Origin of the sequence: Glaciimonas immobilis, assembly GCF_011947285.1 — a bacterium.
Taxonomy (GTDB): Bacteria; Pseudomonadota; Gammaproteobacteria; order Burkholderiales; family Burkholderiaceae_D; genus Glaciimonas; species Glaciimonas immobilis.
Genome location: NZ_JAAOZT010000018.1, coordinates 1 through 14,194, shown reverse-complemented (window position 1 = coordinate 14,194; position 14,194 = coordinate 1). Strand labels below are relative to the sequence as shown.

Here is a 14,194-nt window from a genome sequence, read left to right as displayed (position 1 = left end):
GAGTGTGATTCATTCTATTTCCTCGTAACTACTGCCGTTTTTTGCCGTTCAGTATCGGTACGTTTGCCATGTCAGCCCTTTTATGAGGGCTGAATACCACCTTATTTATCCGTTTCCCGAGGGTTTTGAAAAGACCATTTTTTCACTCAACAGTGACGGATTTTGCCAGGTTGCGCGGCTTATCAACATCCGTCCCCCGCGCCAGCGCCGTATGATATGCCAGCAACTGTAACGGCACCACATGCAAAATCGGCGACAGCAAACCATAATTCTCCGGCAATCTGATCACATGCACACCTTCGCTAGGGCTAATGTGGGAGTCAGCGTCGGCGAAAACGTATAGCTGGCCGCCGCGGGCGCGGACTTCCTGCATGTTAGATTTAAGTTTTTCGATCAGGGTGTCGTTGGGGGCAATGGTGACGACCGGCATTTCTTCTGTAACTAGCGCTAGCGGGCCGTGTTTGAGTTCTCCGGCGGCGTAGGCTTCAGCGTGGATGTAGGTAATTTCCTTGAGTTTTAATGCGCCTTCCAGCGCGATGGGATAGTGCATGCCGCGGCCAAGGAATAGCGCGTTTTCTTTGCGGGCGAAGGCTTCGGCCCAAGCCACGATGTGCGGTTCAAGTGCTAATACGCTTTGCAATGCTGCAGGCAAATGGCGGAGTGCTTTCAGGTGCGCTTGTTCTTGTTCTTCGCTGAGGCGATTTTTGGATTGCGCTATTGCAAGCGTGAGCAGGAACAGGCCAACCAGTTGCGTGGTGAAGGCTTTGGTCGAGGCGACGCCGACTTCGACGCCAGCCCGGGTGATGTAGGCCAGCGCGCATTCACGTACCATGGCGCTGGTGGCGGCGTTGCAGATGGTTAGCGTGTGCAACATGCCGAGTGAGCGCGCGTGTTTAACCGCAGCCAGCGTGTCGGCGGTTTCGCCGCTTTGGGTAATGGTGACGACCAATGTGTTGGGGTTTGGTACGCTGTCGCGATAGCGATATTCGCTGGCAATTTCAACATTGGCAGGGATTTTGGCGACCGATTCCAGCCAGTATTTGGCGGTCAGGCCCGCGTAGTAACTAGTGCCGCATGCCAGGATCAGTACCGAGTCAATTTGCTGAAAAACGCTAAAGGCTTTATCGCCGAACAGCTCCGGCATGATGTTGACGACGCCTTCCAGGGTGTCGGCGATGGCGCGCGGTTGCTCGAAAATTTCTTTTTGCATGTAGTGCTGATAGGGGCCCAGTTCGACTGCGCTGCTGTAGGCTTGGACGGTTTTGACTTCGCGTTCAACCGACCTGCCGTTGACATCGACGATCCAGACCCTTTGCAGTTGCAGATCAACAACGTCACCTTCTTCAAGATAAATAATCTGATCGGTGGTGCCAGCGATCGCCATCGCGTCGGACGCGACAAAGTTTTGTCCATCGCCGAGGCCAACGATCAGCGGTGAGCCTTGACGCGCCGCGACCACGCGATGCGGCTCATCGGCGCTAAATACGGCGATGGCGTAAGCGCCAGTGAGACGCTTGATGGCTTGCTGAACGGTCTCGAACAAGTCGCCGGTGTACATGTGATCGACCAGATGGGCGATGACTTCGGTGTCGGTCTGGCTTTCGAAAACGTAACCGAGTGCTTGCAATTCAGCGCGCAGGTCGTCGTGGTTTTCGATGATCCCATTGTGGACCAGTGCAATTCGGTCGCGGGAAAAATGGGGATGGGCGTTGTGCGTGACGGGTGCGCCATGCGTGGCCCAACGAGTGTGGGCGATGCCGGTAAAACCTGTCAGACCGGATGTGGCTAATTGCTTTTCCAGATCGGCCACGCGGGAGGTGCTGCGCGAACGCTGCAATTTTCTGTCCAGATGGACGGCGATGCCGCAAGAGTCATAGCCGCGGTATTCGAGGCGCTTTAGGCCTTCAATTAAGATCGGAATGACATTATTTTGCGCAACAGCGCCGACGATACCGCACATGGAAGCCTCCGGGGAAAAGTTGAATGAAGTTATTCTAGGCTGGAGGATGTGAAATAAATCATCTCAATCGCATAGTTTTTGATATATTATTTCATAATATAATTTTGATGCAATATAAATTCATATTTATATATTTATTGATATTTTATTTCAAAGTGAGCAATGGACCCTACTCTTGATGGGCTGGATCGACGGATTCTGAATGCGTTGCAAGCAGACGCTTCATATACAAACCAACAACTGGCGGCGCTTGTGCATGCTTCTGCGGCGACATGTCTGCGGCGGGTCAAACGGTTAACCGACGACGGCGTGATTATGCGGCAGGTGGCGATCGTCGCGCCAGAAAAAGTGGGCGCTGGCTTAACCGCGCTGGTAGAGGTCACGTTGGATCATCAGGGCGATGAGCATCAATTGGTGTTTGAAGCGTTGGTGGCGAATGAGGCATCGGTGTTGCAATGTTATCGCGTGTCGCCGGGACCGGATTTTGTGCTGGTGGTGCAGGTCGCCGATATGGCGGCATATCATGCCCTGGCGCATAGGCTATTTGCGGCGCAGAAAAACGTACGTAACGTGAAAACGTACTTCTCTATTTTGCGGAGTAAATTTGAGACGAACATTGCGGTTTGATGCTTTGATGCGGGTTTGCGCGGCTTAATCGTCGTGATAATTTCGGGTTGATCGTTGATCGTTGATCGTTGAGCAATTTAAGATCGCCCCTGTGTTACGCGTTGCTACGCTAAATCTTCATTTTATGAGCCAGGCCGGTGACAGATTAGTAAGGTTTGCGGACATGCGGCAAACATATTGCTCATGCCCTTAAACCTCTATCATTGCCATCCGCCTGAGTTTTAGGTGTACGTCTACTTCAGAACTTTGACCGGACGTACCCAGCCATCAATCGTTACTTGCTTACTCCGCGATACAGTCAATTTCCCTGCTGGCGCGTCCTTGCTCAGTGTGGTCCCGGCACCCAGTGTCGCACCTTTACCGACGGTGACCGGTGCTATCAACTGGCTGTCGCTGCCGATAAATGCGTCGTCTTCAATCACGGTACGAGATTTATTGACGCCGTCGTAATTGCAGGTGATCGTGCCAGCGCCAATGTTGACGCGCAAGCCGATGGTCGCGTCGCCGATATAGGCGAGGTGATTGGCCTTGCTATGCGCTGCAACCTGACTGTTTTTGACTTCGACAAAATTGCCAATATGCACATCTTCGCCTAGCGTTGTGCCGGGTCGCAGCCGCGCGTACGGCCCGATTTGGGACGTGGCACCGACCGTTGCGTCTTCGATGTGACAGAACGGTTTAATAGTGGCTGCACGGCCAATGTGCGCGTTTTTGATGACACAGTTGGCCCCTATGGTGACACCATCTTCCAGCGTGACATTGCCCTCAAAAACGCAACCGACATCAATCGTGACATCGCGTCCACAGGTCAGCGTGCCGCGCACGTCAAGGCGTGCCGGATCAAATAATGTCACGCCTTGTTCCAGCAGGCGATTGGCGACACCGCGCTGATGGATGCGTTCCAGTTCGGCTAGTTGCACTTTGCTGTTGACGCCCAAAGTCTCCCAAACTGCATCGGGTTGGGCCGAAACGACCGGAATGCCGTCGGCGACAGCGCTTGCGACGATGTCGGTCAGATAGTATTCGCCTTGCGCATTATTGTTCGATAAACCGGCCAGCCATTGCTTCAGGAGCGCGGTCGGGGCGACCATGATGCCGGTATTGCATTCAGTGATTGCGCGCTCAGACGGCGTGGCGTCTTTTTGCTCAACGATGCGGACGATGACGCCATTTTGACGGACGATACGACCATATCCGGTGGGATCGTCAAGTTGCACCGTCAGAATGGCGAGTTTATCTGCTCCGGCCACGGTGACCAGACGTTGCAGCGACTGCCCTGATGTCAACGGCACATCGCCATATAAAATAAGCGTAGGCACCGCGTCGTCGAGTTGCGGGACCGCTTGCATGACCGCATGTCCGGTCCCAAGTTGCGGTTCTTGCCTGGCAAACACGCAATCGGCGGCAGTAAACTGGCTTAGTACGACATCGCCGCCATGACCATAAATAATGCATAACCTCGTCGGCGACAAGCCCCGAGCGGTATCAACGACGTGACCTAATAGTGATTTTCCTGCGAGTGGGTGTAAAACTTTCGGCAGCGCCGATTGCATACGTTTGCCCATGCCGGCAGCGAGGATGACAACGTTCATAGACGATTTGTTGGGTAGTAAAGAGGTACAAAATTCTAGCACGACGGGGCAGGATCATTTTAGAAAGTTATTTTATAAGCAATTATACGACTTGCACCCATGTGGGAGCGCGTATCGTGGCCCCTTTACCTGCGATCTGTGGTGGTGCGATCAGGGGAAGCGCTTGTTTGATCTTTCGGCTGACGTCTGGCTTAACGCTTTATTAACACGTTTCGCCTGACGTCTCGCCTCCTGCCTCACTCTACCTTTCGCATTAGGTCTCATTGACCACAGAATTAGTCGGGCCGTTTTTTTTCACGGTAGCGATAGCGACATCGCGAGCGACGGTGGTGCTAAACATTAAACTGTGACCGATGACCTGATGGTTCGCGGCTTTGAGGTTGAAGTAAAACTTGCCATTGGCGGCTTGGTTGCGGCTGTAACGATCGTCGTGTGAGCTGTTGGTGCGGACTGAGGCGATGCCATTTTCTGCGGATGCTTTGGCTGCGTAGGTTTCGCTGGTTAAGACGACCTCGCCGTTAGCGGCGTACAACACAAAATAAAACTGTCCATCGCCATCCCTTTTGAGGGTATACGAAGCGGGCATATATTTCTTCTCCAGTTATCAATAGAGCGACATGAGCACCCGAAACAGGTTTTCTGTTACGGGTCAATCGTCAGCGGAGACTTTAAAACTTACGCAAATCGCCCCAGCAGTGTTTTGCTTTCCTTTTGCGGCAAGGCCGAACCTAACCTGTCTTTGTCGGCAGAGTGGGCCAGCGCGTTGTGAGGACGGTTTTGCGTAAATTCTATTTAATTATATCGTTCGATACGGTAATTTATTGAAAATATTCAAGCCACCGAATATGCGGTGGATTGTCCCGAACGATGGGATAGGTTGCCCGGTGTTGAAAATAGCAGGACATGGCAGCTTATCCCTGACACGATGGATGCCTACGCTAGCCGTCGGCGGCGTTTTGCGCTATGAGGTCGCTTGTAGGGGGATAATTGCCGAGACGGTATTGGTCGGCACCGCACATGGTTCGTCGTCAAAGGCGATATCGCCATTGGGGTCGGCGATCCCGGTCGCTTGCAATCCGGCGAAATCAAACAGATTGCGATCCATCAAATGCGACGGCGCTACAGTGGACAGCGATGAAAATATATTGTCGACGCGGCCGGGGTGCTTCTTCTCCCAATCACGCAGCATGCCTTTGATCTGCTTGCGCTGCAGGTTTTCCTGGCTACCGCAAAGGTCGCAAGGAATGATTGGAAATTGTTTTACTTCAGCATAGCGACTGAGGTCAGCTTCTTTCACGTAAGCGAGGGGTCGGATGACTATTTGCTTGCCGTCATCGGATTGCAATTTGGCGGGCATGCTTTTTAGCTTGCCGCCAAAGAACATATTCAGAAAAAAAGTTTCCATAATGTCATCTCGATGATGGCCTAGCGCGACCTTGGTGGCACCTAATTCAGTAGCGACCCGATACAAAATGCCGCGGCGCAGGCGCGAGCATAGCGAGCAAGTAGTTTTACCTTCGGGGATCACGCGCTTAACGATGCTATAAGTATCCTGATTTTCGATATGGAACGCGACGCCGAGTTTGGTCAGGTATTCCGGCAATATATGCGCTGGAAAATTGGGTTGTTTCTGATCCAGATTAACCGCAATGATGTCGAAGTTGATCGGAGCGCGTTGCCGCAGCGTGATCAGAATATCCAATAATGCATAGCTATCCTTGCCCCCGGATAAGCACACCATGATCTTGTCTCCGTCTTCAATCATGTTGAAGTCGCCGATGGCTTGGCCTACCTGACGACACAGGCGTTTGTGCAGCTTGTTGTTTTCATAGGCAATTTTCTCCACCTGTCTGGCACTTGGCAACGCTGGGTCATCGTTCACTGTGTTGAGTGTCAGGGGCGGCGGTGTCAGGTCAAGCAGGTTTGTATCGAAAAAAGTTTTTAATACGGAATTCATATTGGCTCCGACATTGACGCTTTCGGTTTGATTCGGAATACTTCGACGCCGACTGAATCGCAGTCGTCATAGGCGTCCGGCTTTTCGGTAATGACACGCACTGCGCGTACTTTAGGATGTGCCAACAACGCACTGGCAAGGTCATCGCATAATGTTTCCTGAAGGTGAATATGGCCTTGTTCCATACGTTTAGCAACGGTGTTGCGCATGAAGTCATAGTCGACGACTTCCTCCAACTGGTCATGATTAGGAGTCGATAGTACCAACGGGATGAATAGGTCAACGCTGATGAGTGCCCGCTGCTCGCCCTTCTTCTCAAATTCAAAAACGCCGATATTGATCTGTACCTCGTAGTTGCGCAGGAAGAGGCGGCGGCAGTCGCTAAGTTCAGGATGGATAAGTGCGGATGGCATGGTTTTAGTCGCTAAAGAAGAAGGTTTAATGTTACTTGTGACTTTGCTTACGATTGTTCGCGTCCTGAAAATGGCGCGTTAGCTCGACCGCAACGGTAAGGTCTGGCGCGTGGGCGCGTAAATATTTGCCGCTGTCTATTTGTAACGTCGCGCCAGTGACGGCTGAACAGTCGGCGATAAAGCATACGCTGGCGGCAAAGTCCTCCGCGCTAGTGGCCGCGTCCAGAGTAGGATCATCCGCACTTGCCGGGGTACCTGAAGTCCCCGATGGTGCCTTAGCCTGAGTTAGCGCAAGTACCGGTGCGATGCCGACCACACGTATCGTCGGCGCCAACGCCAGTGCCAATGACCGGGTTGCGCTTTGTAGCGCCGCTTTTGACAATGTATAGGATAAAAATTTGGCCTGCGGACTGACGGGCCTATGGTCCAGTAAGGTGATAACGACGCCTTGGGCACCAACCGGCGTTGCGGCGTGCAACGCATAGGCCAGCAAAATCGGCAAGCTGACGTTGGTGTGCATATGCCGAGCAAGATTCGTCGCGGAAAAATCGTCGCTACAATCGTCTATGGCTAGCGTTGCGGTGTTGACGATACAGGTTAATTTGCCAAATGTATCAATCACACGCGGAACCAGCAACTTTACACTCGCTTCATCAGTCATATTGCAGTGAACCGCGGCCGCGCGGCGACCCAGAGCGATGCACTCGTTTACAAGTTCAAGCACACCAGCTGGCACTGCGGCCTGGTCGTATTGTAAAGCGACATCCCACCCTTCAGCCGCCATTGCAAGCGTGAGGACGCTCCCGACTGCACTTGCGGCATCGGTAATTAGCGCTACTTTTGCGACCTTTGGGCCCCTACCAACTTCAACGACTTCGTTAAAAGTTGCAGGTGTGCCTTGAAATTCGGTAGAAAGATTCATATTAAAAAAACTCGCTAAAAGCGCCTAACACACGGTAATAGTAGATAAAATTCGTGACTTGTCGCGACGACCCGTTTATGTGGCGATGGCTTCCGTGCGCGGGTGACGGCAGACCAAAGGGCCTGACCTTAGCAAGCCGCAATCACGCGTCAATGCAAGTCCTGCATAATAAAGCACTGCATGGAAAGTAAGTTATTAATGACCTACTTCTCTCGCGGCAAGGACATCTTTTCGATTTACAATATCGGCATGCAACTGCAACTACCCCAACCTTCTATCGAAGCGCAGCACGCGTCGCGCCTGCTGCACCATCTTATCAGCGCCGACATACGACATAACGATGGCTGGATTTCATTCGCCCGTTATATGGAGTTAGTTCTTTACGCCCCTGATCTTGGTTATTACACCGGCGGTGCCGCAAAACTCGGTAAAGACGGTGATTTTACAACCGCGCCCGAGATTACGCCGCTTTTTGGCGCAACACTCGCCCGATTAGCAACAGAACTCATGTCTGTAGCGGAGGCACCGCTTGCTGCACAAATGTTGGAGTTTGGTGCTGGCACCGGGCAACTGGCCTTTGATATCCTTACCGAACTGGCGGGAAACGGGTACGCAATTGAAGTATTTTACATTGTCGAGCTATCAGCTGAATTACGCGCGCGACAAGAGCAAAAGCTTCACAACTTTCCGCAGGTGCAGTGGCTGAGTCGTTTGCCGGACGCATTTTCGGGCGTGGTGATCGGCAATGAAGTACTGGATGCAATGCCCGTGGAGTTGCTGGTACGGGGGGAGCAAGTCTGGCTGCAACGCGGCGTAGGTCTCGGAGCACCGAGCGACGGATTCGGAGAGTTGGGTGCTTCCGACCAGTTGGACCCGTTCGATCAATGGCCCTTTAGCTACGTCGATCGGCCAGCAGACCCTTCGCTGATCCGGCAAATCCCGGACGCCGAAACGCTTGCAGTCGGCTACTTGACAGAAGTGCATCCGGTTGCGATGGGATTCATGCGCTCGGTAGCGGCCATGCTGAGTGCCGGCTCTGGTGGCGCCGCGGTATTTCTGGATTATGGATTTCCTGCTTCTGAATATTATCTGGGTCAGCGCGATCAAGGTACGCTGATGTGCCATTATCGGCATCATGCGCATCCAGATCCATTTTACTGGCCAGGTTTGCAGGATGTGACGGCGCACATTGATTTCACCGCGATGGCAGTTGCCGCAATTGATGGCGGACTGGACGTACTTGGCTATACCTGCCAGGCGGCTTTTTTGCTGGATGCGGGTTTGGCCGAACTGCTATTGCGAACCTCGCCAGAAAACCCTCTGGAATATTTGCCCAAGGCGAATGCAGTACAAAAATTAATATCGCCTGCAGAAATGGGTGAACTATTCAAGGTGTTAGTGGTAGGCAAAGGGTGTATGTTGCCAGAGCGGTTTGGACGCAACGACCGTTGTCATAAACTATAATTTAAACTTAAGCGTACCGGGCCGACTTCGATGGAAAGACCAGAATGATACGTTGGGTATTAGTGATTTTTCTTGCTGTGATTGTTTTTTCGAGCGCATTGCCTTGGCTGGAAAAACTGGGCATCGGCCGCTTGCCGGGAGACGTCAGGTTCAGGCTATTCGGCAAAACGTTTTCATTGCCTTTCGCGTCCACCATCCTGATCTCGACGGTGGTGTTCTTGCTCGCCCGCTTCCTTTGAATCCTCGCGGCGTTCATGTATTGTTGAGGTCATTGAGAGTGCCATGATCCGGGGGTGGAGGATGACTCTACAGCGCGTTGTTATTGCGTGCGCGACTGGTAAAACCAGGGTTCTATTAACTCTGCCGGATACGCGATAATGGCACGATTTTGGTAAATCACAATTGGACGTTGCAGCAGTCTTGGATGTTTCACAATAGCCTGAAAAAGTCCAGCGTCGTCGGCCTTGGATAGCTTGAGTCGTATATATTTTGGATCATGATAGCGAATCATTTCACGCATAGGCAAGCCCAGTTTTTTTTGTAAGTCAGAGAGTATTGGGGCCGTGAGTAAAAGCTGGTGATAGTCGAGAATCTCCAATAGCAAATTTTCGCGGGCGCAAAGCTGATCAAGTAGGGTAAGCGCCTCGCGCGAGACAGTGCAGCGCGAGTGATGGTAGATTGTGATCATAAGTATTAAACCCCTTTTTTATAAGCTCATTGCAGAACGGCGACTGCGTTGAGTGTAGCCGTCCCGGCCCCGGATGTCGAGTTGGGCGCGACCAGGGGGCATCGGACAATCTGTAGTTCAGTGGCGCGCAGTCTGGTTCTGTGCTCAATCTCTGCCGCTGCTGGTAACGATATTCTTGACTGCTTCGCCGGTATTTGCAGGCTCGCTTTTATTGTTGTTTATGATCTCGCCTGCGATCTCGCTTTTTGTCTCATTTGTCATTTCATTCTCACGGTCCATCCGATCATGGGTAAACATTTCTTCAAGTTCTGCACGCGCCTGTTTTGCCATTGATACAGTCTGCTTTTGATCTTTATGGTGTGGATAAATATCGTAGACCGTTTGTAAATTATGCGCGCGAAATTTGACCGCCGCCTGCTCGGCGTTCAGAGCGCTGAAGCCTAATTGATGCAAAGCCTGCCGACCAAGTTGCAACGCCGAGTCGAAAGTCTCGCGCTCCAGGACAGTGATACCCAGATCCATCAAATCATAGTAATGCGTGATGTTGCGCGCACGGGCTGCAATAGGTAACAGCGGATAGGCTCTTCGAACTGCCGCGATCAATCTCAGGCTTCCTTCAATATCGTCGATCGCGACCACCAACAGGCGCGCTGTAGCAACACCCGCAGTGCGTAACAAGTCGATGCGTGTGGCGTCGCCATAAAAAACCTTGAAGCCGAATTTGCGCAATAAATCGATCTGGTCGGGATCATGATCCAGCACCGTGAGGGCGATTTTATTGGCGTGTAAAAGACGTCCGACAATCTGTCCGAAGCGTCCGAAACCTGCGATTATTACGGGGTTTTCCTGGTCATCGATAACGTCATCGGGCCGTTTGCGCAAGGAGGTAAAATAGGGTTCAACAAATTTGTCGTAAAGAATGAGTAACAATGGCGTCGTGACCATCGAAAGGGCGACCACGACAATCAAAATGGAAGACACTTCCTGCGAAAAAACCTTGGCCGTGGCCGCTGCGCCAAAGACGACGAAAGCAAATTCTCCGCCTTGGGACAACAATACTGCAAACAAAAATTGCTGCGCTCTGGCTATTTTGAAAAGCTTGGAAAGGCCGTACAAAGCCAGAATTTTTATCAGCAAAAAACCACCTACCAATCCAAGCACCAACCATGGATGTGCCAGAAATATACCGAAATCAACCGACATACCGACGGCGATAAAAAACAGACCGAGCAGCAAGCCCTTAAACGGTTCCAAATCGGCTTCTAGTGCATGGCGATACTCCGAATCGGCCAGCAGAACACCGGCCAAAAAGGCGCCCAGCGCCATCGACATGCCGACCCACTCCATCAGTAAACCTGTGGCAATTACTAGCAGCAGCGCAAATGCCGTAAAAATTTCGCGCAGGGCGGTTTTGGCAATCATACGGATCAGCGGACGGACCAAAAAACGGCCGCCAAAAATTAATCCCGCGATGACCGCACCTGTTTTGCCAGCATTGAGCCAGCCGGCATCGCTGCCTTGCACTACCGCCACGCCTAGCAGAGGCACAATCGCAATCATGGGAATCGCGGCGATATCCTGAAATAACAGGATCGCAAAGCTGGCTGATCCGGCCGGTGTCGCCGTCAACTTGCGTTCACCCAAGGTTGCCAGAGTAATCGCAGTGGAGGATAAGGACAAGCCAAGTGCGGCGATGATCGAGGTTTTCCAGTCGATGCCAAAACCGAGCGCAGCCCCAAATAATGCCAGGCTTACGACGGCGACCTGCGCGCCGCCCCAGCCAAAAATAGGCCGCCTCAAAGACCACAGGCGCTTCGGCTCGAGTTCCAGTCCGATCAGGAATAAAAGCAGGACAACCCCGAATTCGGAAAAGTGCAGAATGTCCTCAACACCATTAATCAGGCGCAAGCCCCACGGTCCGATAGCCATGCCCGCCAAAAGGTAACCAAGTACCGCGCCCAGGCCAAGACGCTTGGCAATCGGCACCGCTGCGACCGCCGCCGCGAGGTAAATTAATGCGTTAAGTAATAAACTTTTTTCCATAGCGTTCTGTACTTCGTGATGTTGTGGATATTGATAGAGCCGCAAACATTGTGCCGCCTGGGTCCACGTATTACCGGACTCAGTCCTTGACACTGCAGCATTGACGACCGGAATTGCTAAATATTGCAGTGCTATTGAATGTTGGAGTACCTTCGCGGCGCTAATTTTCTGTATTGCCGATCGAACGACGCTAATGCGTGCATACTGTATAAAACGCCGGACTAAACTGTTATTGAGGCTCAAACTTTAAAAAGCAAACTTAACACCTTCTCCTAAAAATTTTCCATCATTGCTCTCATTGAATACGGGTCAATGGGAGAGACGGGACAGGAGAGCGGCGCGGCGATTTGCGCAGCTCAGCGTTGGTGATGACGGCAAGGTTACACCCGCTCGCAACAGGGGCACGACGGGAGCACGGCGCGGCGTGCGATACGGGTCGAAGACGATTGCGACGCTATTGCGACACGACGAGGATCAGCTAATTTTAACTGTTATGGATAGTTTTATCATGGCGGTAGTCTACTTATACTCACCTTAAATTTCCGACATCATGACCGATATAAAAAAACCAGAAACAGTTCCTAGTCCTCCGCGTCCCGATATTTCTGCTGCCACCCCTGATGTTATAGCCGTGCAGCCCGCCGAACCCGAGCTAGCGCCGGCCTCAACTCCAACGCTGGCGGAGTCATCAACGCCGCTTGCAAGTGCTGCATTTAATTCAGCACCGGCATCGGCTTCTCCCGATCCGGCACCGCAGGCCGCTAAACCGCCCGATCAGCCCTCTGTTTATACGAGCCTTGGTCAGCCCGGCGCAAAGTTCGGCGCACGCGCTGAAGACGCGCCCTGGACGCAAACCTGGCGTCTCATTGCGGCGCGGGTCAAAGCAATATCCGATAAAGCCGGACGCAGGATGATGCAAAGGACGCTGAAGATCGGTGTTTCTGCGCGTATTTTTCATCCTGAGGATGGTGCCAAAGGCTTGCGCGGAAGGACGCTCCAATATTTGGAAGAGTCGATTGCGCAGTGGGTGATGTCCCGCGATGTACTTGTTTTTATGATACCTACTGTCAACACCAATGGCCTCGTGCATCCGAGTAGTATCAGATTGCGTGATTACGCCAAGCATCTGGATGGACTGGTTTTACAAGGTGGTGCCGATGTGTCGCCGCAGAGCTACGCAGAAGCGGCAACCAGGCCGGAGTGGGGTGGCGACCGGGTGCGGGACATGTATGAACTAGAGCTACTACATGAATTTATAGAGGCTGGAAAACCCGTATTAGGCATCTGCCGCGGATGTCAACTAATCAACGTCGCCTTAGGGGGAACGTTGTATCAGGATATTGCGACAGATGTGCCGAGCTCAATCGCTCATGTCAACGATAAATATGACCAGCTTCATCACGCCATCCATTTCCCCGCCGGATCTTCCCTCGCGACCTTATTTTCCGATAGCGACAAAAATAAAGAATGGGTGGTTAATTCTATCCATCATCAGGCGGTCAAGGATCTTGGTCGTGACCTCACGGTGGAAGCGGTGTCAGGGGTCGACAACATCACCGAAGCCATTCGCTATCGTAAGGCCCCATTTGTGATGGGTTTGCAATGGCATCCCGAGTTTCATCGTGCGGGGGGACCCCAGTTATTGGACTGCACCCCAATTTTGGATGGTTTTTTACGCGCAGCGCGAGAAACACGTTTCTAAATTGCACTTTCTTACGAAATATCACTAATTTTTAAGCTAACGCTTGTCTATTTGAAAATCTTCGTAGTATACTGTTGGGCTTGGCTATCGGCGACAAGGCAGTTTAATTATTTGTGAAGCTATTTCATGGAAAATTAGCGATTGTGGTTGACAAGTTCAAGATGTTTCACTATAGTTTTGGGTTCCGTGCGGAGGGGTGGTCGAGTGGTTAATGGCAGCAGACTGTAAATCTGCCCTCTTGCGAGTACGCTGGTTCGAATCCAGCCCCCTCCACCAGTTTCGGAACTACTGAAATAGTAAAGTTGTGCAGAGTCAGAAAAAGTGTTGTGGCTGAAGAAATGATCTCGCGGGTGTAGCTCAATGGTAGAGCAGAAGCCTTCCAAGCTTACGACGAGGGTTCGATTCCCTTCACCCGCTCCAGTCTTTGTAGTACAGAAATTTAGAAGCACAAAATTTGTAATGAGTTGCAAGTTAAGGTTACACAAATTTTAAAGTTGAGCGTGACCTGGAATTGTCGGTCCACGAGCAGCATAGCCCTTGTAGCTCAGTGGTAGAGCACTCCCTTGGTAAGGGAGAGGCCACGTGTTCGATCCACGTCAAGGGCACCAGGTAATAATAGGTTTGAGGTTTGCAGTGCCCGAATCGGTGTGATGTCAGCGCTGTGTTCTCTTGACTAGTCAATCGTAGTATTCAATTTAATGCAGTCGGGCGCTTGCCTGAACATTCTCATCAAGTCTTTAGGAGTTCCAAGATGGCAAAGAGCAAATTCGAACGGACCAAGCCGCACGTCAACGTCGGAACGATTGGTCACGTTGATCATGGTAAA

General features: G+C 51.9%; 12 protein-coding genes, 3 tRNA genes and 1 pseudogene. 8 read left to right on the top strand and 8 right to left on the bottom strand.

Features of this window, described 5'->3' with window-relative positions; all coding sequences use genetic code 11:
• Positions 1–142: 142 nt before the first annotated feature.
• The gene (gene glmS / locus HAV38_RS20895) at positions 143–1,960 is read right to left on the bottom strand and encodes a glutamine--fructose-6-phosphate transaminase (isomerizing) (RefSeq protein ID WP_168057339.1); all 1,818 of its coding nucleotides are present in this window, start codon (positions 1,958–1,960) and stop codon (positions 143–145) included.
• 162 nt (positions 1,961–2,122) lie between these two features.
• Between glmS and HAV38_RS20890 the strand changes: the two genes are divergently transcribed.
• On the top strand, positions 2,123–2,587 hold the full coding sequence (locus HAV38_RS20890) for an Lrp/AsnC family transcriptional regulator (RefSeq protein ID WP_168057338.1): 465 nt from the start codon (positions 2,123–2,125) through the stop codon (positions 2,585–2,587).
• 233 nt (positions 2,588–2,820) lie between these two features.
• Here the strand turns inward: HAV38_RS20890 and glmU are convergent, their stop codons facing one another.
• The 5 genes from glmU to HAV38_RS20865 all read right to left on the bottom strand — a co-directional run bounded on the left by glmU (position 2,821) and on the right by HAV38_RS20865 (position 7,471).
• Entirely contained in the window at positions 2,821–4,179 is a 1,359-nt protein-coding gene (glmU, locus tag HAV38_RS20885; RefSeq protein WP_168057337.1) for a bifunctional UDP-N-acetylglucosamine diphosphorylase/glucosamine-1-phosphate N-acetyltransferase GlmU, read from the bottom strand.
• 253 nt (positions 4,180–4,432) lie between these two features.
• Positions 4,433–4,765, bottom strand: coding sequence for a YegP family protein (locus HAV38_RS20880; RefSeq protein ID WP_168057336.1), 333 nt, complete (start codon positions 4,763–4,765; stop codon positions 4,433–4,435).
• Between the two features lie 375 nt (positions 4,766–5,140).
• Entirely contained in the window at positions 5,141–6,136 is a 996-nt protein-coding gene (gene ttcA / locus HAV38_RS20875; RefSeq protein WP_245182499.1) for a tRNA 2-thiocytidine(32) synthetase TtcA, read from the bottom strand.
• Positions 6,133–6,549, bottom strand: a complete 417-nt coding sequence (locus HAV38_RS20870) for a dihydroneopterin aldolase (RefSeq protein ID WP_168057335.1) — start codon at positions 6,547–6,549, stop codon at positions 6,133–6,135. The genes ttcA and HAV38_RS20870 overlap by 4 nt, the downstream gene beginning before the upstream one ends.
• 31 nt (positions 6,550–6,580) lie before the next feature.
• On the bottom strand, positions 6,581–7,471 hold the full coding sequence (locus HAV38_RS20865) for an SDR family oxidoreductase (protein ID WP_168057334.1): 891 nt from the start codon (positions 7,469–7,471) through the stop codon (positions 6,581–6,583).
• A 249-nt stretch (positions 7,472–7,720) separates the two neighbouring features.
• Here HAV38_RS20865 and HAV38_RS20860 point away from each other — a divergent pair, with 249 nt between their 5' ends.
• Both HAV38_RS20860 and HAV38_RS20855 read left to right on the top strand, forming a co-directional pair.
• Positions 7,721–8,935 (top strand): class I SAM-dependent methyltransferase, encoded by a 1,215-nt coding sequence (locus HAV38_RS20860; protein ID WP_184013483.1) that lies wholly within the window; start codon positions 7,721–7,723, stop codon positions 8,933–8,935.
• Between the two features lie 44 nt (positions 8,936–8,979).
• Positions 8,980–9,174, top strand: a complete 195-nt coding sequence (locus tag HAV38_RS20855) for a DUF2905 domain-containing protein (RefSeq protein ID WP_168057333.1) — start codon at positions 8,980–8,982, stop codon at positions 9,172–9,174.
• Between the two features lie 80 nt (positions 9,175–9,254).
• Here HAV38_RS20855 and HAV38_RS20850 read toward each other — a convergent pair whose 3' ends face one another.
• The gene (locus HAV38_RS20850; protein WP_168057332.1) at positions 9,255–9,623 is read right to left on the bottom strand and encodes an ArsC/Spx/MgsR family protein; all 369 of its coding nucleotides are present in this window, start codon (positions 9,621–9,623) and stop codon (positions 9,255–9,257) included.
• A 144-nt stretch (positions 9,624–9,767) separates the two neighbouring features.
• On the bottom strand, positions 9,768–11,666 hold the full coding sequence (kefC, locus tag HAV38_RS20845) for a glutathione-regulated potassium-efflux system protein KefC (protein WP_168057331.1): 1,899 nt from the start codon (positions 11,664–11,666) through the stop codon (positions 9,768–9,770).
• Between the two features lie 550 nt (positions 11,667–12,216).
• On the opposite strand from kefC, the gene HAV38_RS20840 reads away from it, so the two are divergent.
• The 5 genes and pseudogenes from HAV38_RS20840 to HAV38_RS21730 all read left to right on the top strand — a co-directional run.
• Positions 12,217–13,368: a type 1 glutamine amidotransferase gene (locus HAV38_RS20840; protein ID WP_168057330.1), complete on the top strand. Its 1,152-nt coding sequence runs from the start codon at positions 12,217–12,219 to the stop codon at positions 13,366–13,368.
• 190 nt (positions 13,369–13,558) lie between these two features.
• Positions 13,559–13,644 (top strand) — tRNA-Tyr (locus HAV38_RS20835).
• 70 nt (positions 13,645–13,714) lie between these two features.
• Positions 13,715–13,788 (top strand) — tRNA-Gly (locus HAV38_RS20830).
• A gap of 113 nt (positions 13,789–13,901) precedes the next feature.
• A tRNA-Thr gene (locus HAV38_RS20825) sits at positions 13,902–13,976 on the top strand.
• 143 nt (positions 13,977–14,119) lie between these two features.
• Positions 14,120–14,194: pseudogene (locus HAV38_RS21730) on the top strand (GTP-binding protein); the annotation flags it as partial.

Coding starts and splice junctions, on each gene's coding strand:
- HAV38_RS20855 (WP_168057333.1), top strand. CDS start 8,980: ATGATACGTTGGGTATTAGTGATTTTTCTTGCTGTGATTGTTTTTTCG.
- HAV38_RS20890 (WP_168057338.1), top strand. CDS start 2,123: ATGGACCCTACTCTTGATGGGCTGGATCGACGGATTCTGAATGCGTTG.
- HAV38_RS20870 (WP_168057335.1), bottom strand. CDS start 6,549: ATGCCATCCGCACTTATCCATCCTGAACTTAGCGACTGCCGCCGCCTC.
- ttcA (WP_245182499.1), bottom strand. CDS start 6,136: ATGAATTCCGTATTAAAAACTTTTTTCGATACAAACCTGCTTGACCTG.
- HAV38_RS20880 (WP_168057336.1), bottom strand. CDS start 4,765: ATGCCCGCTTCGTATACCCTCAAAAGGGATGGCGATGGACAGTTTTAT.
- glmS (WP_168057339.1), bottom strand. CDS start 1,960: ATGTGCGGTATCGTCGGCGCTGTTGCGCAAAATAATGTCATTCCGATC.
- HAV38_RS20865 (WP_168057334.1), bottom strand. CDS start 7,471: ATGAATCTTTCTACCGAATTTCAAGGCACACCTGCAACTTTTAACGAA.
- glmU (WP_168057337.1), bottom strand. CDS start 4,179: ATGAACGTTGTCATCCTCGCTGCCGGCATGGGCAAACGTATGCAATCG.
- HAV38_RS20840 (WP_168057330.1), top strand. CDS start 12,217: ATGACCGATATAAAAAAACCAGAAACAGTTCCTAGTCCTCCGCGTCCC.
- HAV38_RS20850 (WP_168057332.1), bottom strand. CDS start 9,623: ATGATCACAATCTACCATCACTCGCGCTGCACTGTCTCGCGCGAGGCG.
- kefC (WP_168057331.1), bottom strand. CDS start 11,666: ATGGAAAAAAGTTTATTACTTAACGCATTAATTTACCTCGCGGCGGCG.
- HAV38_RS20860 (WP_184013483.1), top strand. CDS start 7,721: ATGCAACTGCAACTACCCCAACCTTCTATCGAAGCGCAGCACGCGTCG.